The sequence below is a fragment of the Prevotella sp. P5-108 genome, assembly GCF_002251385.1.
Lineage (GTDB): Bacteria > Bacteroidota > Bacteroidia > Bacteroidales > Bacteroidaceae > Prevotella.
The window spans coordinates 122,947-144,895 of the sequence record NZ_NPJJ01000018.1 but is presented as its reverse complement, the minus strand read 5'-3'; the positions used below and the strand labels follow the sequence as shown (position 1 = coordinate 144,895).

17 protein-coding genes and 3 pseudogenes are annotated in these 21,949 nt (G+C 50.7%); 4 read left to right on the top strand and 16 right to left on the bottom strand.

The window, feature by feature from the left end:
• Positions 1 to 53 precede the first annotated feature (53 nt).
• The 9 genes and pseudogenes from CIK95_RS12710 to CIK95_RS02810 form a co-directional block, all read right to left on the bottom strand.
• Positions 54 to 317: a hypothetical protein gene (locus CIK95_RS12710; protein ID WP_144007697.1), complete on the bottom strand. Its 264-nt coding sequence runs from the start codon at positions 315 to 317 to the stop codon at positions 54 to 56.
• Between the two features lie 332 nt (positions 318 to 649).
• A complete protein-coding gene (locus tag CIK95_RS02855; RefSeq protein ID WP_254046227.1) occupies positions 650 to 1,663 on the bottom strand; it encodes a PCMD domain-containing protein in 1,014 nt (337 codons plus the stop codon).
• A 63-nt stretch (positions 1,664 to 1,726) separates the two neighbouring features.
• Positions 1,727 to 3,373, bottom strand: a complete 1,647-nt coding sequence (locus CIK95_RS02850) for a phosphoethanolamine transferase (protein WP_158215066.1) — start codon at positions 3,371 to 3,373, stop codon at positions 1,727 to 1,729.
• Between the two features lie 46 nt (positions 3,374 to 3,419).
• Positions 3,420 to 4,580, bottom strand: coding sequence for a BamA/TamA family outer membrane protein (locus CIK95_RS02845; protein WP_022310908.1), 1,161 nt, complete (start codon positions 4,578 to 4,580; stop codon positions 3,420 to 3,422).
• 214 nt (positions 4,581 to 4,794) lie between these two features.
• The gene (locus tag CIK95_RS02840; protein WP_022309537.1) at positions 4,795 to 5,556 is read right to left on the bottom strand and encodes a LytTR family DNA-binding domain-containing protein; all 762 of its coding nucleotides are present in this window, start codon (positions 5,554 to 5,556) and stop codon (positions 4,795 to 4,797) included.
• A gap of 12 nt (positions 5,557 to 5,568) precedes the next feature.
• Positions 5,569 to 7,569: a histidine kinase gene (locus CIK95_RS02835; RefSeq protein ID WP_158215065.1), complete on the bottom strand. Its 2,001-nt coding sequence runs from the start codon at positions 7,567 to 7,569 to the stop codon at positions 5,569 to 5,571.
• 598 nt (positions 7,570 to 8,167) lie between these two features.
• A complete protein-coding gene (locus CIK95_RS02825) occupies positions 8,168 to 10,171 on the bottom strand; it encodes a hypothetical protein (protein WP_094466192.1) in 2,004 nt (667 codons plus the stop codon).
• 433 nt (positions 10,172 to 10,604) lie between these two features.
• Positions 10,605 to 10,831, bottom strand: a pseudogene (locus tag CIK95_RS13270) (hypothetical protein); the annotation flags it as partial.
• 19 nt (positions 10,832 to 10,850) lie between these two features.
• A complete protein-coding gene (locus tag CIK95_RS02810) occupies positions 10,851 to 11,171 on the bottom strand; it encodes a hypothetical protein (protein WP_094387529.1) in 321 nt (106 codons plus the stop codon).
• Positions 11,172 to 11,353: 182 nt separating this feature from the next.
• Between CIK95_RS02810 and CIK95_RS02805 the strand changes: the two genes are divergently transcribed.
• Both CIK95_RS02805 and CIK95_RS02800 read left to right on the top strand, forming a co-directional pair.
• Positions 11,354 to 11,770, top strand: coding sequence for a Fur family transcriptional regulator (locus CIK95_RS02805; protein WP_094389333.1), 417 nt, complete (start codon positions 11,354 to 11,356; stop codon positions 11,768 to 11,770).
• 5 nt (positions 11,771 to 11,775) lie between these two features.
• Complete coding sequence (locus tag CIK95_RS02800) at positions 11,776 to 12,342, top strand: 6-carboxytetrahydropterin synthase (protein ID WP_094387528.1); 567 nt, start codon at positions 11,776 to 11,778, stop codon at positions 12,340 to 12,342.
• 85 nt (positions 12,343 to 12,427) lie between these two features.
• Here CIK95_RS02800 and CIK95_RS13420 read toward each other — a convergent pair whose 3' ends face one another.
• Entirely contained in the window at positions 12,428 to 12,691 is a 264-nt protein-coding gene (locus tag CIK95_RS13420; protein ID WP_256387340.1) for a tyrosine-type recombinase/integrase, read from the bottom strand.
• 75 nt (positions 12,692 to 12,766) lie between these two features.
• Between CIK95_RS13420 and CIK95_RS13415 the strand changes: the two are divergent.
• Together CIK95_RS13415 and CIK95_RS02785 are read left to right on the top strand one after the other, a co-directional pair.
• A pseudogene (locus CIK95_RS13415) lies at positions 12,767 to 12,925 on the top strand (transposase); the annotation flags it as partial.
• 523 nt (positions 12,926 to 13,448) lie between these two features.
• Positions 13,449 to 15,137: a transposase gene (locus CIK95_RS02785; protein WP_094389330.1), complete on the top strand. Its 1,689-nt coding sequence runs from the start codon at positions 13,449 to 13,451 to the stop codon at positions 15,135 to 15,137.
• A gap of 231 nt (positions 15,138 to 15,368) precedes the next feature.
• Here CIK95_RS02785 and CIK95_RS02780 read toward each other — a convergent pair.
• The 6 genes and pseudogenes from CIK95_RS02780 to CIK95_RS02755 form a co-directional block, all read right to left on the bottom strand.
• A pseudogene (locus tag CIK95_RS02780) lies at positions 15,369 to 15,764 on the bottom strand (magnesium chelatase); the annotation flags it as partial.
• Positions 15,765 to 15,789: 25 nt separating this feature from the next.
• Entirely contained in the window at positions 15,790 to 16,347 is a 558-nt protein-coding gene (locus CIK95_RS02775) for a hypothetical protein (RefSeq protein WP_144007696.1), read from the bottom strand.
• Between the two features lie 144 nt (positions 16,348 to 16,491).
• Entirely contained in the window at positions 16,492 to 17,544 is a 1,053-nt protein-coding gene (locus CIK95_RS02770) for a hypothetical protein (RefSeq protein ID WP_094466274.1), read from the bottom strand.
• A 124-nt stretch (positions 17,545 to 17,668) separates the two neighbouring features.
• Complete coding sequence (locus tag CIK95_RS02765) at positions 17,669 to 19,216, bottom strand: YifB family Mg chelatase-like AAA ATPase (protein ID WP_094466190.1); 1,548 nt, start codon at positions 19,214 to 19,216, stop codon at positions 17,669 to 17,671.
• Positions 19,217 to 19,275: 59 nt separating this feature from the next.
• Positions 19,276 to 20,274 (bottom strand): DUF4369 domain-containing protein, encoded by a 999-nt coding sequence (locus CIK95_RS02760; RefSeq protein ID WP_254046400.1) that lies wholly within the window; start codon positions 20,272 to 20,274, stop codon positions 19,276 to 19,278.
• On the bottom strand, positions 20,271 to 21,944 hold the full coding sequence (locus CIK95_RS02755; RefSeq protein ID WP_094466189.1) for a lipopolysaccharide assembly protein LapB: 1,674 nt from the start codon (positions 21,942 to 21,944) through the stop codon (positions 20,271 to 20,273). Before CIK95_RS02755 ends, CIK95_RS02760 begins: the two co-directional genes overlap by 4 nt.
• Between the last annotated feature and the right edge of the window lie 5 nt (positions 21,945 to 21,949).

Genomic DNA, 21,949 nt, shown 5'->3' with positions numbered 1-21,949 from the left:
TGTCACGATTGACAATTCTCTCTTTGAAATCACAGAAGAGCAACTGAAGTTCTTCAAGAAGCAGGTGGAAAGGGGACTTCCTGTGGTGCTTTCCATGCACATCCCTGTTTATGTGCAAGGCCATGATATTGACTATGGATGTGGCAGCCCGCATTGGAACAAGGCAAATGACTGCTATTATGAGATAGAAAGCCGCGAATAGGATTACCTTTCCAATAATAAGGGTTTTCTTCTACTGGTACAGATTTGTCCCACTTATTAATAGGGGCTTGTTCTTCTACCAATTGTTTCTCTTGATTATTATAGGTATCTGTCATAGTCTGAAAATCAAGCATTTCTTCTCGAACTACTTCGGTTTTTTGATTTACTTTCTTTGCTATATACTGTTTTAATGTTCTTGCTTAACTATGGGAGGGGTAGCCCATTATAATTTGAGTGTAAAGATACTAAAATCATAATTGTTTTCAGTGCAAATTGTATACTTTAACGTTCAATTCTTGTAAATATCAGTATAATTGTCAAGCCCATCTACCATAATACCACAAAAATGGCACTCTATAAAGGAATTGAATGGTGACTATTGCCAGCTATATTAAGCCCCAAAACAGTCATTAGGCCGTTTGAGGTGTTATGTTATGACCTATTTGGGTTAATAAGCCATTCTGACATTGTCTACCCATAGCGTGTTGCCGATGGAGCCTATGTAGGCTCCGCCGTGACTGGAGTCAAACTGCAGAATAAGGTGGGTAGGGATGTCGTCGGCGTGTGCCCATCCTATTTCTTTGACAGGCACCATCTTGCCCTTGGAGTTCTTGGCCCACTTGGTGTCATCGCCAGTAATCAGCCCCATGTAAGGTTTGTAGAACGGCTGGTGGGTGATGTCGCCATAGTGGATGGGGAAGGAGGCGTCTTCTACCCATCCGTTGGTGTTGTTGTCAAAGCGCACCACCATGGTGCCCACGCGCTTGGCGTAGAGGTTGCCCTTGGCGTCTTCCCATCGTTTCTGCAGCAGGCAGATGCAGTCGCACATGTCTATGCCTGGCACGGTCTTCACCTTAGAGAAACCTGTCTCCTTGATGCGGTTGGGCTGGCCTGCGAGCTTCACCTTATAATCAAACATCAGCGCCTTGGGTCTTGCCGTGAAGCGCATGCCCGCATCGAGTTTGGCCATGGGGTTGGAGGTAGAGGTGATGGGTTCGAGCATCTGTCCGAGGTAGATGCTTCCGGCAGCCAACACCTTGATATTGACGATACCCAGCACCTTGCACGTCTCGATATGGGTGACGAGCTTGGCGCAATAGCCATGTCCAGGGTGGGTGTCGCGGTAAACTGACTGATTGGTCTTGATGATGCCCGACACCTTGGCCATGACATTGGATGTGCCCCATGGCGAACCAGCCCAGTTGACATAAGGTGTATTTCGCTTCCATGCCTTTGCGGGTGCAATCTCATAGAGTGTCTTCAGTTGTCCGCCGATGATGGCGCTCTCTTTCACTTGGCGTGTGACCCATTGGTTCATATCGCCGTACTTGATGAGTACGGTTTTGGAGTACAGAGCGCTATCGTAGTCTGTCTGTAGCGTGTCTTGTTCACTTCTATAGTCGGCCTTTACCACAACGGCCATTCCCATGATGAGGGTGACTCCAAGAATTATTTTCTTCATACTCTGTTTTCCTTTCATTTTAGAGTTGTCTATGGTTGGCTCGCTCATGGCGACGGGTGCTTGTTATTTCATCCTCTTCTTCATCTGCTCCATGTCGATGGGTTGCATACACGCATCGTAGGTGCGTGGCTGGTTGTGATCGTCGATGAAGAGGCGGGGATGGTCTGTATATGACTGGCTGGCCAACGACAGTGAGTCGTTGCGGTAGCGTGTGGCTACACCGCCCATAGATAGCAGAGTATGAAACACGCTGTTGCTCTCGGCAGGGCGATGCCTGTTGGCGGCAAGGTGTGTCACGATGTCGGCATGGTGCTGCTGGTAGACGGGTGAGGTCCACACCACGAGAGGCACATGGAGCTGCCAGTAGGATGGGAACGGTGAGGCGTGGAGGAAGAGATTGCGATGGTCGTCGAAGATGTCTTCGCCATGGTCTGACGTATACATCATCGCCGCACAGCCGCCTGTACCTTCGAGCGCCGTCATCACCTGGCTGAGCAGCAGGTCGGTATGGCGAATGGTGTTGTCGTAGGCGTTGATGAGCTGCTGTCGGTATGACCGTTTGGCGCCGTCATAATGGTCGGGGGTAAAGATGCGTGCGGCCTTGGGGTAGCGGTCTGCGTAGTTGAAATGAGAGCCATAGGTATGGAGTACCACAAACAGGCGTTGGCCTCGATGTGCTGTCAGTTGTTGCTGCAGTGGTGTCAGCAGATAGGTGTCGTCGGTAGTCTCGGGATGACGGTCGCGCAGGAACAGACAGTAGTCGGCCTGCTCGCCGAGGTAGTCGATCAAGGAGTGGTTGCGCTGTTGGTTGCTCAGAAATACGGTGTGATAACCCGCCTCTCTGAATGCCTGCATGATGCCCTTGGTGTGGTAGAGTATGTCGTAGTTGTCGGCATCGGCCATCGACAACAGGATGGGTACGCTCTTGTGTGTGGTATTGCTTTGGCTCATGTAGTCGGTGAAGACTGTCAGTCCGTGTGCTTTGGACAGTAGTGGGTTGGTAGGTCGGTGGTAGCCATACAGTTGCCAGTTGTCGGCACGGCTGGTCTCGCCGATGACCAGCACCAGCGTCTCAGGCACGGAGTCGGTGAAGGTGTAATGGGCGTGGTAGCTGAAGGATGCCGATGCCGAGGGATAGTCGGTGGTGGCTTTCTGCCGGGTGAGCGCGATGCCAAAGTTGTATACGGCATTGAGAGGGAACAGGTCGGTCGTGGGCGCATAAGGGGTGACTCCCGCGAGTACTGTGGTGATCACTGCTGTGCTTGCGGTGGCTATGAGTGCTGGTCGGCGCTGTCGGCGCAGGAGTGTCTTGTCCAGATATAGGTGTCGCCGCCACAGTATGGCTGCCAGCGTGAGCGTGGGGATATAGATGATTACCACCCATACGATGGCAGGCATCAGTTGTGAGAGCAGTTCGCCCACCTCGCCCGGGTTTGTGGTGACGAGGTTGAGCCACATGTCGACGGCGATAGGTCCGCGCCCATAGAGATAGGTGAGTACCATCTGAAAGGCGCCTAAGAATAGCAGAGGAAAGAGCAGGATGATGGTGCGCCCCACCTTGCGCGAGAGAGTCAGCACCAACCAGTAGGCAGCCAGAGGCGTCACCACATTCAGCAGGCGTCCGCTCCATGAGAGCGACTCGGTAACGGCCAATATCAGGTTGGGAAGGATGAGTACCCCAAGAAATATGAGAAAGAATGTTTTTTTCATAAACATTGGTTTTATTGAGCCTCAAGCCGGGCATCCTGCGCTACCCTTAGAATGCCTCATTGATATTGAATATAAAACCTGTGCCTCTGCGGCTGAACCCATAGTCGAGTCGCACGTTGACACCTTTTTTGAACTGCCAGCGGTAACCGATGCCAGCGTTGGGCAGAATCTGTCGGAATCGCAGGCTACTATAGTCGGGAAACACTTCGGCGGCGCCCAACCATACCACCATGCCATTGCGATGCCAGATATGCTGGCGTAGCTCCACTTGGGCGTCGATGATATTCTTGTCGCGATAGCGCCCCTCGTAGTAGCCGCGCATACGATTGCTCGACCCCACATCAGAGAGCATGGGCCAGGGCACGTGGCCTGCCGATTGTCGTGTGTGAAATTCGCCCGCAATGACGGCACCTCTCCAGGCACGGCGATAGGTCGACACTTGCAACTCGCCCGACCAGTAGGTGTCGTTGTTGCCCAGGAATGTAGGGTTGGCTGTGAGGTCGGCCTGGACAAACCAGCCTCGAGAAGCGTTGAGCATGAAGTCGCGCGAGTCAAACGTATAGCTCAATCCCACCGACACGTCGCTCACCGTGAGCGGTTGTCCGGCCAGCAGTTGAGGAGCGCGGTTCTTGAGCTTGTAGGCGTGTACGTATTGGTAACGCACAATGGGACCGAGATAGGTGTAACGGTTGAGCGGCACAAGAAAACGTGCCATCACCTCAAACTTGGTCCGGTTGTACTTGCTCTTGTTGTCGTTGTTGTCGCTCTGCGGAAAGTTAAAGCCCCATAGGTAGGAAGGGAAGGTGTAGACATAGAGTCGGTAGTCGATCCGATAGTGTCTGTGGGGCAGGAAGGTGTTGCCTCGTAGGCCTATCATCAGAAATCCCTTGGTGGAAACGTCGCTATAGAGAGAGGCGTTGGAGAGTTTGAGGGTGCTGTCGGAGCGGTTGGTGGAATAAAGTGCCGATGCCACCAGGCCCACGCCCAGTCCTGTGTCAGAGGCGTAGTGCGGACCGCCAATGATGCCAAAGTCTATCTTCTTATCGGGCTTTGGCTTGTCGGACTCGGAAAAATACTGCAATAGTCGGGCTACCAGACTGCGTTTGGGCTGTATGGCCAATGTGTCGAGTGGGGCTGCAATGCTATCCTGCGCCCAAATCGGGGTGTGGACGGCCAGTAACATTCCTATGATAATCAAAGCCTTCATACTATTGCCATAGAAAACTTTTGCAAAGATAATATTTTTTTTCGTTATACACTTGTATTATCCCAAAAATCGAACAAAGAAGTATGAATTATGTCGTTTATCCCCGGTAATGCCCTTTGATTCGTGGAAAAACATGTCGGCCCTACTTACGATTATGAGCAGCCAAGTCCATGGCTGCCCATAATCGTAAGTAGGATTGCGGATATACTATATATTATAAGGTATAGAAGGCATCCATGAGGTCGCGGCGGTAGTTCTTGCTCACCTTGAGCTCGCGGTTGTCTTCGTAAGGATAGCCCAGTATGCAGGTGTTGTCTTGTATCATCATGATGTGGCTCACGTTGACGATATATCGCTTGTGGATTTGCACAAACGACGGCGAATAACGCAGGATGAAGTCGCTGTTGGTGCGGCTGCGCAGGATGTAGGTGCTGCCGTTGGTGCATACCGCTTCCCAGTGCTTGCCGTCGGCGTCGAAGCGGAAGAAAGCCACATCGGCGTCGCGCAGGGCTATGTGCTCGTTCATGGCGTTGACCACGAGTATGCGTGGCTGGCGCTGCTCTGCGGGGCCTGCCGCCTGGGGCAGACTGGCGAGCTTGTCTTCATAGAAGCGGGTCATGGTCTGGGCCAGGTCCTGGGGCGATGGCGGCTTGAGCAGATAGTCGAACGCCTTCTGGCGTATGGCGTCTATCATATACTTGTCGTGGCCGGTGTAGAATACCACCTTGGTGTTGGGGTCTACCTCCTGGTGGAGCAGCTGGCAGAGCTGTATGCCCGTCATGGTGGGCATCTCGACATCGGTGAAGATGAGGTCGGGAGCCAGCTGTATGATTTCTTCTATGGCTGTGTCGGCATCGGTGCTGGTGCCTATCACCTTGACCGAATACTGGCTTTCCAGCATGCGGCGCAGCACTTCGATGGCGTCGCTGTTGTCGTCGACGATGTATACGGAGGTGAGCTGTTTGCGTCCGAACATAGTGTATGGCTGTTATAAGTTATAGTTGTACTCGTCGGGCACCATTATCCATGAGCGGCAGCCCGACATGCCGTTGTCGTCCTTATAATTGGTCACGCCGAAGGTAATCTTCTCGCGGTTGTGGTCGTTGAGTATCTGTATGGTCTGGCGCACCACCTTCATGCCGGTATGCTCGCCCACGCTGCCGGCGGTGAGTCCCACTCCGTTGTCCTTGACCTCGATGCGGGTCATGGTCTGCTCGCGTGTCACGCTGATGTCGAGCAGTCGGGGAGAGTCGGCCTTGAGCGGGCGCAGTCCGTGCTTGATGGCGTTTTCGGCGAATATCTGTATCACCATGGCTGGCAGCCGCACGCGGTCGGCATCCACATCGGGTGCCACGTGGGTGGTGTAGCTGAAGTTGTCGCCCATCTGCTTGGCTTCGATGTTGACGTAGTAGCCCACAAACTCCATCTCCTCGTTGAGGGTGCTCATGAGTGCGTCGGCACGCTCCACGCCTCGGCGCAGCAGCTGGGTGAGGGTGTTGAGGTTGACCTCGTGTCCGTTCATCTGGGCGAGCATCTCGTGGTTGAGCGCGTTGTAGATGAAGTGGGGCGATATGCGGTTGCGGGTGTTCTTCATGCGCAGCTTCAGCATCTCCTGGCGTGCCTTCATCTCGCGCATCTGTCGGCGTCGGCGCAGCAGCACGATGGCGAAGCACATGGCGAGGATGACCACTACGGCGAAGAGGAAGAGTCCCCATGCCAGTGCGCCGAGATAGCGCTGGTGGTCTATGATGTGCTGTTGCTCGGCTATCTGCTTGTCGTGGCGGTATCTGAGCATATTGGCATTCATACGCATCTGGATGTTGGCGGTCTGCAGAGAGTCGTTGATGGTGTGCATCTGTCGGTGGGCGGTGTAGGCTTCGTCGTATCTGCCCATCTGCTGGAACACATTCTCCTTGGCCTTGAGCCTCTGCACGATGGCGGCGGGTATCATGTATTGTGGCGTGTCGCTCTCGCGGGCTATGCCCAGCGCCAGGGCGTGATGGCCTTCGAGCATGGCGATGTTCATCTGCGAGGTGTGGGTGTAGTAGAGGCCGATGTCAAAGCCCACCTTGCGGAAGAAGCTGTCGGCCTGGTGTATGGCGGCTTTGGCGGGCGCTGCCTTGCCCAGACAGGCATAGGTCTCGCCCAGGTTGGCCTGCACGGTGTAGTAGTCCCACTCTCGCTTGGGGTCGTCCTTGACCAGCTGGGCAGCCTTGAGGAAGTAGGGCAGAGCCCGTCGGTAGTTGTCCTGCAGATAATAGTCATTGCCCCGGTTGTTGTAGTAGATGAAGCGGTCGCCCTGCTGCATGTGGGGCAGCAGTCTGGCTGTGCGCTTCCACCACAAGTCGCTGTTGGTGTAGTCGGCCATGAAGGTATAGGCGGTGCTGATGCCGAGCATCACCACGATGCGTGCGTTGGGATTGGTCTGCATCGAGTCGGCGAGCGCGAGTGCCTGCAGATACGAGTCGGCGCTGAGGTCGAGCCTTCCCATCTGGCGGTAATAGTCGGCCTGGTTGGTCAGTGCGGTGAGTATCTGTTCGCGCTCCTTGTCGGTCTGTCGCAGCAGGGTGATGGCATGGCCGTTGTAGACCTGTGCCGAGTCGGGGCGGCCCAGTATCACGCTGTTGTAGACGCCCTTGCCCAGATACCACTCGGCGCGCAGCTGGTCGGTGGCCTGGTCGTGATGGTCGGCATGGCGGTCGAGATAGGCTCCTATGCGGTCGAGGGTGGCGGTCATCGAGTCTATCTTCATGTCGGTGTAATAAGCCTTGTTGAGGGTGGACAGCCAGAGATAGTAGGTGGTGCTGTCGTCGGCTTCGGCCATCTTCCGGGCGATGGCCTTCATGGCATAGTCGTCGTTGCCGGCGGCGATGGAGTCTTCTATCGCGTGGCGCTGCTGCTGAAACGTGTCGTCGGTATGTCTGCAGTTGCAGGCTGCCAAGAGGAGAGAGGCAGCGATGAGTGATAATAGGTGTATATGTCTTTTCACGTGGTTCATATTCGGCAGGTTGAGAGTAAGATGCTACAAGACAGCGACTTGGCGATGGCTCCCGATGGCTCTAAGCGACGGTGCGGCGGCTGTCTTAACCATACAAAGTTAGTCATTTATCACAATAGTAAACCTTTTATCCACGATTTTTTTGACCTGCACGGTTATTTTTTCCCTTTTATCCCCGTTTTCGGCCTCTTGTCGGGCTTTTCACCCTTTCAGGGCATAATGCCGGAAAAGGGGGGTTGGTAGGTGTTGCGGTTTTTCGTATATTTGCAGTCACAAGAGTTAATTACAAAAGATGTATGATGTTATCCTATGCAAACGCTAACTAATCGGAATATATTTTATCTGAGTTACAAACACGCAAGGACACTATGCTGAATAGTGGGCCTTGCTCTTAAAGAAAACGAATACATAAGGAGTGCAATATGTGGAAACGATGACGTAAGAAAATACTCTCCACGATAATCCTATATTAAATCTCTCCACAGTGTTGTTGACCCATATATGGCTGAGACAGCCACAGGCTTATTTTGTACGAATCTCCAACACGACCACACATTTCTCCCCACATCATTGCACTCCTTATTGTTTGTCACAACCTTATTCTCAACTGCATTTCTATATCGGTCTGCGAGCTGGCGTCTATCTGCTGCAGGCCCGATGATATGTGGTCGCGATCGAAGTAGTCGGTGGTGGCTGCCTTGAGCGCTATCATCACCCTGCGCGACAGTGTGGCGCGGGCTGTGAGTGCGTAGCGTATGCCGTGGCCGTAGAATGCAGGATTGGCAAACGAGTAGAGCAGTCCGTACTCGTAGCCATAGAGGCGGCTTTCGTAGTCGTCGGTGTCAAAGTAGGAGAGTGCAGCGGAGAGCTGCAGCCAACTGCCGGCGTAGCGTATCTGCTCGGCGGCGCTCCATCCCATGCTGCTCTCGCCCTTGGTGCTGTAGGCCATGCCCATCTGTGTCTTCGAGGTCCATCGTCCGCTCTGTATGCTGAGCGTAGTCTGTGCGCGGTGGGTGGCATAGTCGTCGAGAGCCGTATGGGTGGCATTGTCCTTCTGCCGCAGCTTGATGCGGTAGCGCGTCTGCCATGTGAGCAGTCGACGGCGATACTCTATCTGCAGGAGATTGTCAGATGCGTGGGAGGCGAAGGACACGCCGTAGCGGGGCCAGGTGAAGTAGGCATAGTCGGTATAGGCGAGCAGGTTCCAGTGGCGCGCCAGGTGCCAGATGGCAGAGAGGTAGAGTCCGTTCTCATTGCTCACCTGGGTGCCTTCGGCAAACGAGCGGCCCATGAGGGCATGGTAGCGGTAGCTGTAGAAGCGCTGGATGGCTATGAGCGACAGCGACTGGGTGGGGGAGAAGCTGAGGCGGTTGATGGTGGCTATGCCGCCGCCGTCGCCCGTGGCTGTCTCTCCGGAGAAAGCCCACTGGGGTGACAGCCAGCTGTACTCGGCGCCGATATTCCAGAACCTGTCGCCCGTGGGAGCATATCGGCGGTAGAGGGCAGTGGTGTCGGGGCGCAGCAGTCGGTTGTAGCTGTTGTAGACTCCCGTCAGCCCCAGTCGCAGTCCGCCGTGGTGATAAGCCACATTGGCTCCCCATAGCGTCTGGGCGGTGTTGTGGCGTCGGTCTATCTCGCTCTGGGTGCGGTGGTAGCCGCTCTTGAGCAGGGTGGCCACGGTGAGCGAGTCAGAGTTGAGCGTAGCATCGACGAGGCGGTGAGAGGCAAAGAGGGTGGCTTCGATGCGACTGCTCATGTCTATCGTGGCAGCGGCTCCCTGCAGATAGTTGGCTTCCGAGCGCGACGAGTGTCCGCTTATCACGGTACTCTGGCGCCCCAGGCCGTTGAGTGCCGACAGTTTGCCGAAGCTGTAATTGGTGTTCATCACCAGTCCCGACCCTATCCGCAGCCGGTAGCGTCCCACCACCAGTGAGCGCAGCCATCCCCGGTTCTGCAGTTGGATGTAGAAACTGTAATAGTCGTATCCCATAGAGTTGGGCTGACTGAAGAAGGGTTCGCCCGCGTCCTGCGCGCCCACAAGTCCCACCTTGACATCCTGTCCGTAGTTGAAGGTATATCTCACCCAGTGGCGGTAGGGATAACCCAGATAGCCATGGTCGTCACCGCGACGGTCATAGCAGGGCAGTTTGAAGTAGCCCATAGCCTCGTGCTTGCCGTATTTCAGGATATTGTTGAGCGAGAACGCCTTCTTGCTGCTCGCCGGTTCACCGAGATAGGCAAAGTATTGCAGGAGCCGCATCCGCCGTTTGTCGGTGATGTCGGCCACCAGCAGCTCGGCCCATGTATGCACCTCGCCCACCTTATCTATATATTCCACCAGTCGCAGATACTCTTCGGGTGTGATAAAGGGCAACTGTCTGAGTTGCTCGGGAGTAGAGTGATTGAGGTTGATGGGGTTGGCAGCGAGTTCGCACAGCTCGTCGTAGCGCTCGCTGATATCCTCGTTCTCGATGTCTTCTATCAGCCCCGACTGCATCAGATATTCCTCCCAGGGCTGGCGCGACTGGGCAGATATGTGTAGGGTGGCAAGCAGACACAGGGCTGTGGCGAGCCATACTCTTCCGTGTTTCAATAGGCGTGACATCTGTAGTAATGTGGTTTGCAGTAGTTATTATATGTAGAGACTCCATGCGCTGTTCTTCATCTACGGCTGGAGCGGGGAGCGTCGTCGGTTGCCGCATGCCCCTCTGGATGAAGACCGGTCATAGGTTCCCTATGTTTATGTAAGATAATCGCTGTCACAAAGATACTGCTAATTGTTCAGAGAGGAAAACTTATTTGGATAAATTTCAGATAATGTGTAGTCTTGGTTGGCATTTGATGGTAAAAATGGTTATTCCCTCTTAGTTCTATCGCGATTAAACAACTCAGCCATCTGGTTTTGTGTCAGCCATACGGTCTCATTTTCCAGCTTTACATTCAGCTGCACACTTCCGTCTTCCGAACGGTATATTTCTATAGAATTGCTCATTTAGTCTCTGTTGTGTGTTAGCCCATCCATTGCCTTACAGTCCTCTCTCAGCCCAATCGCCTCTATCGAGGTTGCGGTATCCGATGGCTTCGCTGATGTGCTGCACCTCTACACGTTCTGAGCCATCGAGGTCGGGGCGATGGGCTCGCCCGGCTCCACCTTGGAGATGTCCTTGAAGGGTACGGGCGTAATCTTGCATTGGATGTCTATTCGGTCTAAGAAAAGAGGGGCCGCTGATTGTCCCACTTTTTGGCTCGCTCCATGCCATCTAGCACTACGCCTACGATGATTTATCAAGGACATAGGTGAATGGCCATTGTTTATGTTCACGATGTAAAGATAACACTTTTTGTTTAATTAGTCGAGCCTTTTTGATTAGAATTGCTCCATTGTGCATAGACTCTATACATTCCCACATGGGCCAGGTGAATTTCTGATAGACAGAATCTAAGGAATGTATTTCGACGAGGTTGAGTCCGATAACATGTTTTTTGAGGTCTGTATTGCGGTATTGCTTCTTTACGACAGCATAGGCGCGTCCCAGATCCTCAAAAATGTAGGGCGCAACGTCGGCGAAAGGTTCCGATTCAAGACCATCCATAGTGATAATATAACACTCGGGAACCACATCATTATATGTGAACCCCCACCAGTATGCCACTATCTTCGAACAGATAAATAGGTGATGCGGTTTTATTCTTCAAAAAGCAGCAATTTTGTTGATAAAAAAATTGCAAATGCGAAATATTATCATTAACTTTGTTGCATCAAAATACGAGAAGAATGGAAAGTACGGAGATTATAAAGAACGCAGGCCTAAAAATCACTCCGCAACGTAAAGTGGTTTATGAGGTTATGATGGAATTGCGTCATGCTGCCATTGATGAAATAATCAAGTGTGTGCAATCCAAAGATAATGAGATAACCATCTCAACCATCTATCGCATTCTTGATTCGTTTTGCAAGGCTAATCTGTTATCACTTGTGTTCCATCCCGAAGTGGGGAAAAGCTATTATGACATTACCGTGACAGAGCATCACCACATATTCGAGGGAGAGAGCATCTTGGATTATATGGATGAAGGGCTTACGGAATTGATACGACAGTATTTGAAAGAAAAGAATTTTGCATCGGTTGACATTAGCCGAATACAGGTGCAGATAACGATAAATAACCCAAAGTTAAACTCTAAAAAGTAAAAAGTATGAGAAGTATCACGACTTTCGATTTGCAGTATGCACATCGGTTCTATGGCTTCCAAGGCGAAGCCCAGTATCTTCACGGTCACACTGGCACACTGACCATTGAGGTGGAAGATACGGTTGAAGAAGGTGTAAACATGGTGTACCCTTGTAATGAAATCCAAAAGGTGGCATGGAGCCTGTTGAAGAATTTTGACCATGCCTTGGTGCTCCGCGAAGATGACCCTTTGCTTCCTGCCATTCTTGATGTGTATGAAAAGCAAGGCATCAAAAACGGCCATCCGCAAAACAAAATGAAAGGAGAGGCCTTCAAGACCGAATTGGCAACGGCTTACCCCGATGCCCGTCTGGTTGTTACCAAAGAAACCATGACAGTGGAAGGTATGATTAAGATTGTATATGACTTGTTGAAAGACAAACTGAACATCGTTAAAATCACTTTCACAAGCGGTGTGAATGCCGGGTCTGCCGAGTTTACCACAAAGAATAACATCGACCGCTGTCCTCTTTGCGGTGTCGCCCTCAATGCGGATGGAGTATGCCCAAAATGTGGTTATCGGAAAAAATAATCCACGTAAAGCTGCATATAAAATAAAGTAATGATGAAAATATGGGGCTGTGTTGTAATTAAGGTTTACGGCGCAGCCTCGTATTTTACAAGTTAGAAAAATAATTTGAAATTCGGCTAATGGCTTCAACCTTTGTTTCCATAACCACATCGGCATACACCTGTGTTGAATTTATGCTCGTATGTCCGAGCAACTTGCCTACTGTGTACAAGTCACTTCCGGCAGCCAGTGTCAGCACGGCAAATGTGTGACGGCTCGTATGGAAACTGACATTTTTCGTAATCTCTGCATCCGCAGTCATTTTTTTAAGATACCTGTTACATACTCCCAATATAGTCAGTTCAAACACCTTTTGGCTCGGCTTGCATCCGTTTCGCTCAGGTAACCAATGCAAAGCCGATGGGTTTAGAGGGATTATTACCTGTCTGCCTACTATCAGTACTTTTGCGGTCTTGAGGCTTTCAGTATATCTGCACCTTGCGCCTCATCCGAGCTTGTACATTTCCGTCACCGTATCGGAGAGGAGGGCGTGGAGCTTATCCTCAAGGAAAGCATCCACATCAATCTTGCCATGGAGGACAAGAAGAAGGAGGAGGATGACAGGAATAAGGGAAAGGACGGTCATGGACGCAAGAGCGACCATCGTCTGGGACGGAACTTCTACAAGGGTCTTTTCGGAGACTCTATAAATGTCATGCTCGCTGCTGCCGCATATAACCTCAAAAGAGCCATGAGGCTCTTTTGTGCCTTTTCAAATGGGTCATTAGGAGGCTCATGACAGAGGGACAATGGTCGGTTATCACATATAATGCATTCACATGCGCGCATGTGCGAAGTTTTTAAGGCTCGACTAATTATAGAGAGGCTATCATTCTCGTTTAATTTGTAAATTTTACTGTTTTATAGTGATTATTCTTTATCCTTGCTAAGGGAAGCATCGTGGCATCACAAAGTTTTTTTGGGGGGAGGCTGTCCGAAAACCTATTAGGATAGTGAACAGCTGATAATGGTTACTATTCATTATGCTTGTTATATTTGTTTTAACTTTGTATATTCTTGAAAATCAATCATTTTGCTTATATTTATAGTATATAATTCACTAAAATATGGCATATAAAAAAGGTCAAGATAGACGTCAGAGGGTTCTTTTCCCAGATTGCATTGACGAGTATGTAGAGTCAGACGCCCCGGTTCGCTTGTTTGATGCTTTCGTTGACAGCCTCAAAATGGATGAACTTGAATTTATTCGCAGTACTCCGGCTGAGACTGGCACTCCTGGATATGATCCTCGCGATCTGCTCAAACTCTATATTTATGATTACTTCTATCAGGTACGTTCCTCTCGTAAACTAGCCCGTGAATGCAAGTGTAACGTAGAGGTTATGTGGCTGCTTAACAAGCTGACTCCCGACTTTCGTACAATCTCTGATTTCCGCAAGGATAACAAAAAGGCTATAACTAAAGTATATAAGGAGTTCAACAAGTTCTACATGGGACTGAAGCTCTTCTCCAAGTCATATATCTCCATTGACGGAAACAAGTTCAAGGCTGTAAATGCCAAGGACAACAACCTAACTCTTAACAAACTCGATGATCGAATCAAGCGTCTTGATGAGCATATTTCAATCTACATGGAAGAGCTTGATGCATACGACCATGAAGAAGGGCGCAAGCTCTCAAAAGACGAGTTGCAACGTAAACTCGATGTTTGTAAGGAGCGCAAGGAACGTTATGAGGGCTATTGTGATACTCTTGAAAAGAGTGGCGAAAGTCAGATTTCCCTAACCGACCCAGGCTCCCGACTAATGAAAGCTAACGAAGGCTTTTGTGTCGGCTATAATGTGCAGACCGCCGTTGATGCAGGAAGCCACATGATAGCCGGCTTTCAAGTAACAGACAGTCCTACCGACTATGGTCTAATTACAAGCGTTGCATCAGAGGTGAAAGCCGATTATGGCGTAGAGGTTCTTGAAACTACAGCAGATAAGGGATATGAATGTCCTGAGGATCATGCTGATGCATTGGCTAATGGTATTATACCAAATGTTATACAGCGTGATGGCGGATGCACAGAGCAAGTTCAGTTTAACTACAATGAGGCGACTATAACTGACGCACAGAAGGCAAGCACAAAGCCCGAAGATATGAAGGCTTGCCTTGAAGCAGGTGTTATCCCAGATACATACAAGGATATCCTAACCGATGTCCATATCGCAGAAATCAAGGAATACTCATCTGATGTGGCTGATTCTGCAGTACTTCAGATGACACCAGAACAAATGCGTGCTAAGGCTCTTGAGGGATACTTTGTAAGGGATGCCGAACGTAACCTTGCCTATTGTCCTCAAGGGGAAATACTGAGACAGAAGTCAACCAAGAGAAACGGCATGATACGATACTGCAACAAGCTCGCTTGCAAGAAATGCAAGTGTAAGTGTACCGTACAGAAATTCAAGGAGGCTGACTTTGGTAAGGATACCTTGATTAGAACAACCAAAGCAAAGCGTAAGCAACTTAAAGATGAGAACGATGACAAACCGAAACCTCCAAGAACGAAGGTTATAAAGAAAGTTGTTTGTTACATTTTGCATCTCGATCAGAACAAGATGGATAATCGTAAGTGTCTCTCCGAACATCCTTTTGGAACCATGAAGCGGGCACTTGGACAATACTATTTTTTACTGAAAGGCAAACTGAAAGTAATGGCTGAGATGGGTCTATTCTGCCTATCTTACAACCTTCGTCGTGCCATATCCCTCAAAGGGGTGCCAGCACTTATAGCATCTCTTATATAAAGACTATTACCATCGAAAAACACGCATAATTATTACTCATATCGGCTTTTCTTGGCCCTTATGACAATTTGTTTAACATAAACTGAAATTTTAATATGAAAACTTGTATGCCCTTAGATGGGTTTAGGTGAAGTTGCGATAGCGACTCTGCCCTCTGTGATATTCCCCAAACTAATGTTTTCGGACGGACTGGGGGGACGCACGTTCGTGAGGTCCTTAAGGTTCAGCTGACTACCTCTCCGCCCAATCGCCACGGTCGAGGTTGCGGTAGCCTATAGCCTCGGCGAGGTGGTGTTGCTGCACGCTGTCGCTGGCGTCAAGGTCGGCGATGGTGCGCGCCACCTTCAGTATGCGACTGTAGGCGCGTGCAGACAGTGAGAAGCGCTCCATCGCCATGCGTAGGAGGTCCATCCCGGTGTTGTCGGGTTCGGCGTATTGGTGAATCATGCGCTCCGTCATCTGCGCGTTGCAGTGTATGCCTTTGTGTGTGCGATATCGCTCCGCCTGTATGTCGCGTGCCTTGATGACGCGCTGGCGTATGGTGGCACTCGCCTCGCCTGGCGCCGCCTTTGATATGTCTTTGAACGGCACGGGGCTTATCTCGCACTGTATGTCTATGCGGTCTAAGAAAATGCAGACCGCATATTTTATGCTACTTTGATATTGTATCGGATAATTTATCAGCATTTATTGGAAATGCAATAGCATTATGTGGATATGAAATACGTTTAATACTATATGGCTGCTCTAATCCTGGGCAGTATTCGTTGATTTGCCGATTACTGAAAATCTTAATGTCATTGATGATGTTTTTGCTATTCCAGCGTTCAGGCATCAATGTCTTCTCATTATAGAAAATAATTGTGAAGGTTTTGCCAGGTTCCAAGTATTTGACAAAGCAGTATTTCGGCGCAGAAGGATGCCACCAATCCCCTATCATATTGGGGTCGGCACCGATGTCAAAAATAGAGAAGTCTCCTCTGCGCTTCATCAAATATCGTCTAATGGCCTTTCTATGGTCACGCCCATAGTCATTGTTGTCAAGCCATATCCACAAAACCTCATTGTCAGTGTTATCAATTGTAGCTATCAATTGAAGCGTTCTGCAGCTGTCGTTAGTTACTACCACTGTATCTATCTTCAGGTTATATGCCAATGCTGATTGTGAGGTTGTCAGTACAAGCAGCAACAATATTTTTATCGTTCTCATTGTGGTCATGAAATCCTTTTATGTTTTGTAGAGAATATCATAGAGACAATACTATTTTTATTCTCTGCCCCGTCGCCACGGTCAAGACTACGGTAACAAATAGCCTCGCCCACTAATTTATATAATTCGATTAAATCATAATAATTACTTTGCTTTTCTTTTGAAATTCTTGCATGTTTGTGCGTATGATGGTGGGGTGTTTTGAGGAACTCCCATACTCTTAAAGGCTCCACAATGAGCAATTCCATCATTTCTATTAAGCCATGAGAGATTAGTGGTACAATCGAAACAACTCCTTTCAGAAGAATCTTGTGAACTTTCTTGTTCGTCTAATATATGTTGCCGTTGTTCACATTTGGTTTGCTGTCTTCTCAAGTATTCTTTTTGTTTTTGTTCTTCTTTGCGCCTACGTATTAATGTAGCTTGCCTTTCATCTTCCTCTTCATTTTTTATTCGCAGTTCTTTCTCATCAGGTTTGCAAATTCGATATTGTCTATCATTGTTCTTTAGAGTAAGTGGAGACGAAGCATCTTTCTTCCTAACGCCACAGCAGTTATTACTTATTGGGCAAATATCACATTCTGATACTTCAACTACTCTAACTTTCTTGTTTGCCTTGGCATATCTCTCTTCAATACTGTTAAAGTAAGTCTCATTATTTATCCATTTTCTATCGTCTTCTGTTGTAAGAAGAAAATCTTCTAAAGACTCAAGGGTTTGGTTAGACAAATTAATTTCGAGACATGTAAGATTATTATAATCAATAACTTGTTTGTGCTTAACTTTATCTTTAAATGTAAACTCTATCATGAATTGCTTACCTTCCGATGTCGTTGCTATTACATCAGGTTGTTTATCCTCCCTTTCGTAACTACTATCAATCTTGACACTAACAAATTCTATATGTTTGGGATGGAAGATATCATAATAAGAAGGAGCATAAATTCTCTTCTTTGTTTGAACAATCTGCTCTGCTAATTTATACAAGGTGACCATGTAACAAATCTCAAGGTTTGCTCCACGGTTATCACTATGATGAGCGAATCCATGTTCTCTAACATCACCATGCCGAGCCATTAGCCTTTCATGACAATGAGGACAACTGCAACCACACTGGAGGCCTCTTGGCACCTCGTCAACATGCACAATTTTTCCATCTGCATTTTCTGCCCATGAGAAGATAAGTTTTTTTTCCATCTTATACATTATTAGGTGTTATCAATTTCACGATACAACAATTCTGAAACTGTTGTCATTGAATGGTGATATTTCTCAATTAGTTCTTTTCTTATAGTGGACTCTCAAACTTGTTATTGTCAGTTTACAGTCCTCTCTCAGCCCAATCGCCACGGTCCAGGTTGCGGTATCCGATGGCTTCGCTGATGTGCTGTACCTCTACACGTTCGGAGCCATCGAGGTCGGCGATGGTGCGGGCTACTTTGAGGATGCGGTTGTAGGCGCGGGCGGAGAGGGAGAGACGCTCCATGGCGGTGCGCAGGAGTGCGATGGAGGCTTCATCGGGCTCGGCAAACTGGTGTATCATGCGCTCGGTCATTTGGGCATTGCAGTGGATGCCCTTGAAGTCCTTGTAGCGAGCGGTCTGGATGTCGCGGGCCTTGATGACGCGTTCGCGGATGACGGCGCTGGGTTCGCCCGGCTCCACCTTGGAGATGTCCTTGAAGGGTACGGGCGTAATCTCGCACTGGATGTCGATGCGGTCGAGCAGCGGACCGCTGATGCGGCCGAGATACTTGGTTATCTGCCCTGGGCTGCAGACACAGTGGTGAGTGGGGTCGCCGTAATATCCGCAGGGACAGGGGTTCATCGAGGCGATAAACTGGAAATTGCAGGGATATTCGATGCTGTATTTGGCACGGCTGATGGTGATGCGGTTGTCCTCGAGCGGCTGGCGCAGCACCTCGAGGGTGTGCTTGTTGAACTCGGGCAACTCGTCGGCAAAGAGCACACCATTGTGGGCCAGGCTTATCTCGCCGGGCATGGGGTTGGAGCCGCCGCCCACGAGTGCCACCTCGGAGATGGTGTGGTGCGGACTGCGGAAGGGGCGCTGGGTGATGAGCGACGTGTTGCCGCCCAGCTTGCCGGCGATGGAGTGTATCTGCGTGGTCTCCAGACTCTCTGCCAGCGTGAGTGGCGGCATGATGGTAGGGAAACGCTTGGCCATCATAGACTTGCCCGAGCCGGGAGGCCCGATGAGTATCACGTTGTGAGAGCCTGCCGCTGCCACTTCGAGAGCGCGCTTCACGTTCTCCTGTCCGCGCACATCGGCAAAGTCGATGTCAAACTGGTACTGGCTTTCATAGAATTTCTTGCGTGTGTCGATGACGGTGGGGTCAAAGTCCTTCAGCCCGGTGACGAGCTGGATGACGTCCATGATGGTGTCCATACCATAGACCTCGAGGTTGTTGACCACGGCTGCCTCCATCACGTTCTGCCGTGGCACGATGAGGCCTTTGAACTTCTCGGCACGGGCGCGGATGGCTATGGGCAGGGCGCCCTTGATGGGCTGCAGATGGCCGTCGAGACTCAGCTCGCCTACCATCATATACTGGTCCAGGCAGTGGCTCTCTATGCCTCCGCTGGCAGCCAGTATGCCGATAGCCAGAGGCAGGTCGAAACTGCTGCCCTCCTTGCGCAGGTCGGCGGGAGCGAGGTTGATGGTGAGGTCGGCTATCGGAAACTTGTAGCCGTTGTTCTGCAGTGCGGCGGCGATACGGTCTTTGCCCTCCTTCACCGCCGAGTCGCCCAGTCCGGTGAGATGATACATCACACCTCGCGTTACGTTGACTTCTACGGTGATAGTGGTGACTTCCATGCCGTTGACGGCAGCACAATAGGTTTTGACCAGCATAATAGTGTTATTGATTTAAGCGGTAGATGACAGTGTGGATGTTATAAAAAAACGGCGCATCAGAGCATTCGCTCGATGCGCTGTTTGAGTTCGTCGTTGGTCAGTCCCTTTGCTATCACCACGCCATTGTTGACCAGTATGTTGTCGGGGATATCAAAGAGAGAGAGCGAGTGTAGAGTAGGGCTTTCGAGCATCTTGCCGTCGCATATCACGGGCCAGGGTATCGAGTCGCGCTTGGCGATGGCCCTGCATTGGTTGCGGTTGGGGTCGACGCAGAATCCTATAATCTTCAGTTTGCCCTTGCTGCTCTTGGCGAGCGTGCGCATGTCTTGCAGCATGCGTTGGGCATCGTAGCTCCAGGTGGCATAGGCCATGATTACGGCCAGCCCCTTGCCGAGGGTAGCGTTGTCTATCTTCTTGTTGTCGACATCGACTGTAGAGAAGCGTGGCAGGCGTTTGCCCACCGTCACGCGCGACAGCTGCTTGAGCTGCTGCTCATAGTGTGCCAGCAGCGCGTTCTTGGGCTGAGCCTTGCGCATGGTGCGACACAGCTGCAGCGCCTTGGCATAGTCGGGCGTGGCGCCGGAGATGAAGTAGCGGCGCAGCAGATAGTTGCTTACCACCGATTCGGGGTGGTCGCCTATGAACTGCTCAGCGCGTTCCAACACCTGTGGCGGGTTGGCGGTGGCTATCTGCTCTCTGAAGTCGTTCATCAGCTCGTTGGTCTTGGTGCCTTTGACCTTCATCTCTTTCAGATGCGAGGCGTCGCCTTCTATCTTGACGCTCTTGCCGGGCTCGGCAAAGATGGGCTGTTCGGAGAAGTTGGGGAAAACCATTACCAGCGTGGTGGGAGCAGTGCACATCACTTCGTAGCTCATGCGTCCGCCTTGCAGACGGATGGTGTCGATGCCGTTGATGCCGCCCTCGGGGCTATAAACGTAAAACTCACCTTGGTCCATGTTGAGTAGTCGGCCTTCGATTTTGAATCGGTCTCCAGCCGAGCCACACCCTGCAAGGACTAAGGTGAGCAGTATAAAGAGTGTTGTTCTGTTTATCATTTCATATTGGTAAACTCCAGGTCATTCTCGGCATAAGCCTTCAGACTTGGGTCCTTCTGCAGAGCCTCCTTCAGGTAGGAGTTGGCAGCATACTTGTTGCCCTGACGAGCGCTGACGATGGCGTGCAGATAAGAGGTAAGACCGTTGGGGTTCTTGATATTGTTCAGAGTAGCCTTGGCAGCAGCATAGTTCTTGTTGAGCAGCTGAGCCAGAGCGGCGCTGTTGTTGTAAGAGTCCTTGAAGTACTCCTCAGCCTGAGCGTAGTTGCCCTTGGCGATGCTCAGATTGCCCAGAGCCTCGTTGAGAGCGTTGGCGTCGGCAGCCTTGGCGATGAGGTTCTCAGCCTCTGCCACGTTGCCGTTCTTGAGGGCAATCAGACCCAGTGTGGCGTTAGCCTCGGCAGCGTTGTTGCTCTTGGTGATAGCCTGTGCCAGCAGTTCCTTGGCCTTGGCCTCGTCGCCTCTGTTGAATGCCATGACAGCCTGGTTGTTCAGCGGACGATAGTCGTTGGTGTAGAGCTGAGCAGTCTTGGCATAGATTTCTTCCTTCTTGGCAGCATCTTCCTCGAGAGTAGCGTAGTAGAGCAGCTCGTCGGCAGACAGCTTGGCAGCGTCCTCGTTGTACTGAGCCTTAATCTGCTCGTCGTTGCGGCCGATGGTCTCGTAGTGGATGATGAGGCGTGAACGACGCAGCTCGGGCAGGATGGCGTCAGCCAGCTCGCGGAAGCCCTCGCTCATGTTGCGAATCTGCTGCTCGCGCTCCTGGGGGTCCTTATACATAGACAGCACGCGCAGGATAACATCCTTGTCCTGGATGTTGCTGGCCTGTACCAGCTGCTGGAAGCCTTCCCAGTCCTGGGCTGTGTAGTGAGCGTCGAGGTTGCCCTCAACACCGGCAGACTTCATCTCCTTGCGTACGTACTTCTCTGATACGTTCTGGCGCTTGTTGGCCAGCTTGTCGTTGAACTTGAAACCACCCTCGGGAGAAGCGTAAGCCTGGATTTCCACGTTCTGGAGGTTCAGGCCTTCACGGTCCTTGTTGATTTCCTTGAGCAGCTTGACAAACTCGCCTACAGAGTTGTTCTTGAGCTCGCTCTTGCGCAGATTGGCCTGGTTGATGAGGAACTTGATGTTGGCTTCCTGCTTCTTGGCTTTAACGCGCTGGAAAGAGTCGAGAGCCAGACAGCCACCGCCATTGGTGAGGGCCTGACGATAGAGCTCTGAAGTGGCGATGATGCCATAGTTGACCTTAACGGCGGGAACATTGTATACCTTCTTGCCACGACGGGCGTCGAATGTCAGATACATATCGCTCTTCTGCATCTCTGGGTTGTATGCAAAAGCAGTCTTCATGGTGTAGTGACCACCCATGCGGTAAGAGATAACCTGGTCGTTGCCCATTACCTTTTCGCCCTGGAATGTGGCGGCTTCGCCCTTGACCACCTTGCCGTCGCCAAAGCGCAGCTCGGGGGTGACTGTTACCACGGCCTTCTTCTTCATATACTTCTCGGGGAATGCGCCGTTGACAGTGGCTGATACCACGCCGGCCTGAGTCTCGAGAGGTTTGGGAGTAACTGTGAAATTGTCTGCAGACAGGGGTCCCATCTTAGAGCAAGATGTCATCATGAGGAATGAGCCTGCGGTTAACGAAAATAAAAGAGTTTTACGCATAATGT

What these genes read in the sequence shown, in the direction of transcription:
- CIK95_RS02755 (WP_094466189.1), bottom strand. Translation starts at nt 21,944, where the DNA reads ATGCGTAAAACTCTTTTATTTTCGTTAACCGCAGGCTCATTCCTCATG.
- CIK95_RS02810 (WP_094387529.1), bottom strand. Translation starts at nt 11,171, where the DNA reads ATGGATGGTCTTGAATCGGAACCTTTCGCCGACGTTGCGCCCTACATT.
- CIK95_RS02850 (WP_158215066.1), bottom strand. Translation starts at nt 3,373, where the DNA reads ATGAAAAAAACATTCTTTCTCATATTTCTTGGGGTACTCATCCTTCCC.
- CIK95_RS02840 (WP_022309537.1), bottom strand. Translation starts at nt 5,556, where the DNA reads ATGTTCGGACGCAAACAGCTCACCTCCGTATACATCGTCGACGACAAC.
- CIK95_RS02765 (WP_094466190.1), bottom strand. Translation starts at nt 19,216, where the DNA reads ATGCTGGTCAAAACCTATTGTGCTGCCGTCAACGGCATGGAAGTCACC.
- CIK95_RS02760 (WP_254046400.1), bottom strand. Translation starts at nt 20,274, where the DNA reads ATGATAAACAGAACAACACTCTTTATACTGCTCACCTTAGTCCTTGCA.
- CIK95_RS02775 (WP_144007696.1), bottom strand. Translation starts at nt 16,347, where the DNA reads ATGAGAACGATAAAAATATTGTTGCTGCTTGTACTGACAACCTCACAA.
- CIK95_RS02805 (WP_094389333.1), top strand. Translation starts at nt 11,354, where the DNA reads ATGGAAAGTACGGAGATTATAAAGAACGCAGGCCTAAAAATCACTCCG.
- CIK95_RS12710 (WP_144007697.1), bottom strand. Translation starts at nt 317, where the DNA reads ATGACAGATACCTATAATAATCAAGAGAAACAATTGGTAGAAGAACAA.
- CIK95_RS02785 (WP_094389330.1), top strand. Translation starts at nt 13,449, where the DNA reads ATGGCATATAAAAAAGGTCAAGATAGACGTCAGAGGGTTCTTTTCCCA.
- CIK95_RS02800 (WP_094387528.1), top strand. Translation starts at nt 11,776, where the DNA reads ATGAGAAGTATCACGACTTTCGATTTGCAGTATGCACATCGGTTCTAT.
- CIK95_RS02845 (WP_022310908.1), bottom strand. Translation starts at nt 4,580, where the DNA reads ATGAAGGCTTTGATTATCATAGGAATGTTACTGGCCGTCCACACCCCG.
- CIK95_RS02770 (WP_094466274.1), bottom strand. Translation starts at nt 17,544, where the DNA reads ATGGAAAAAAAACTTATCTTCTCATGGGCAGAAAATGCAGATGGAAAA.
- CIK95_RS02855 (WP_254046227.1), bottom strand. Translation starts at nt 1,663, where the DNA reads ATGAAGAAAATAATTCTTGGAGTCACCCTCATCATGGGAATGGCCGTT.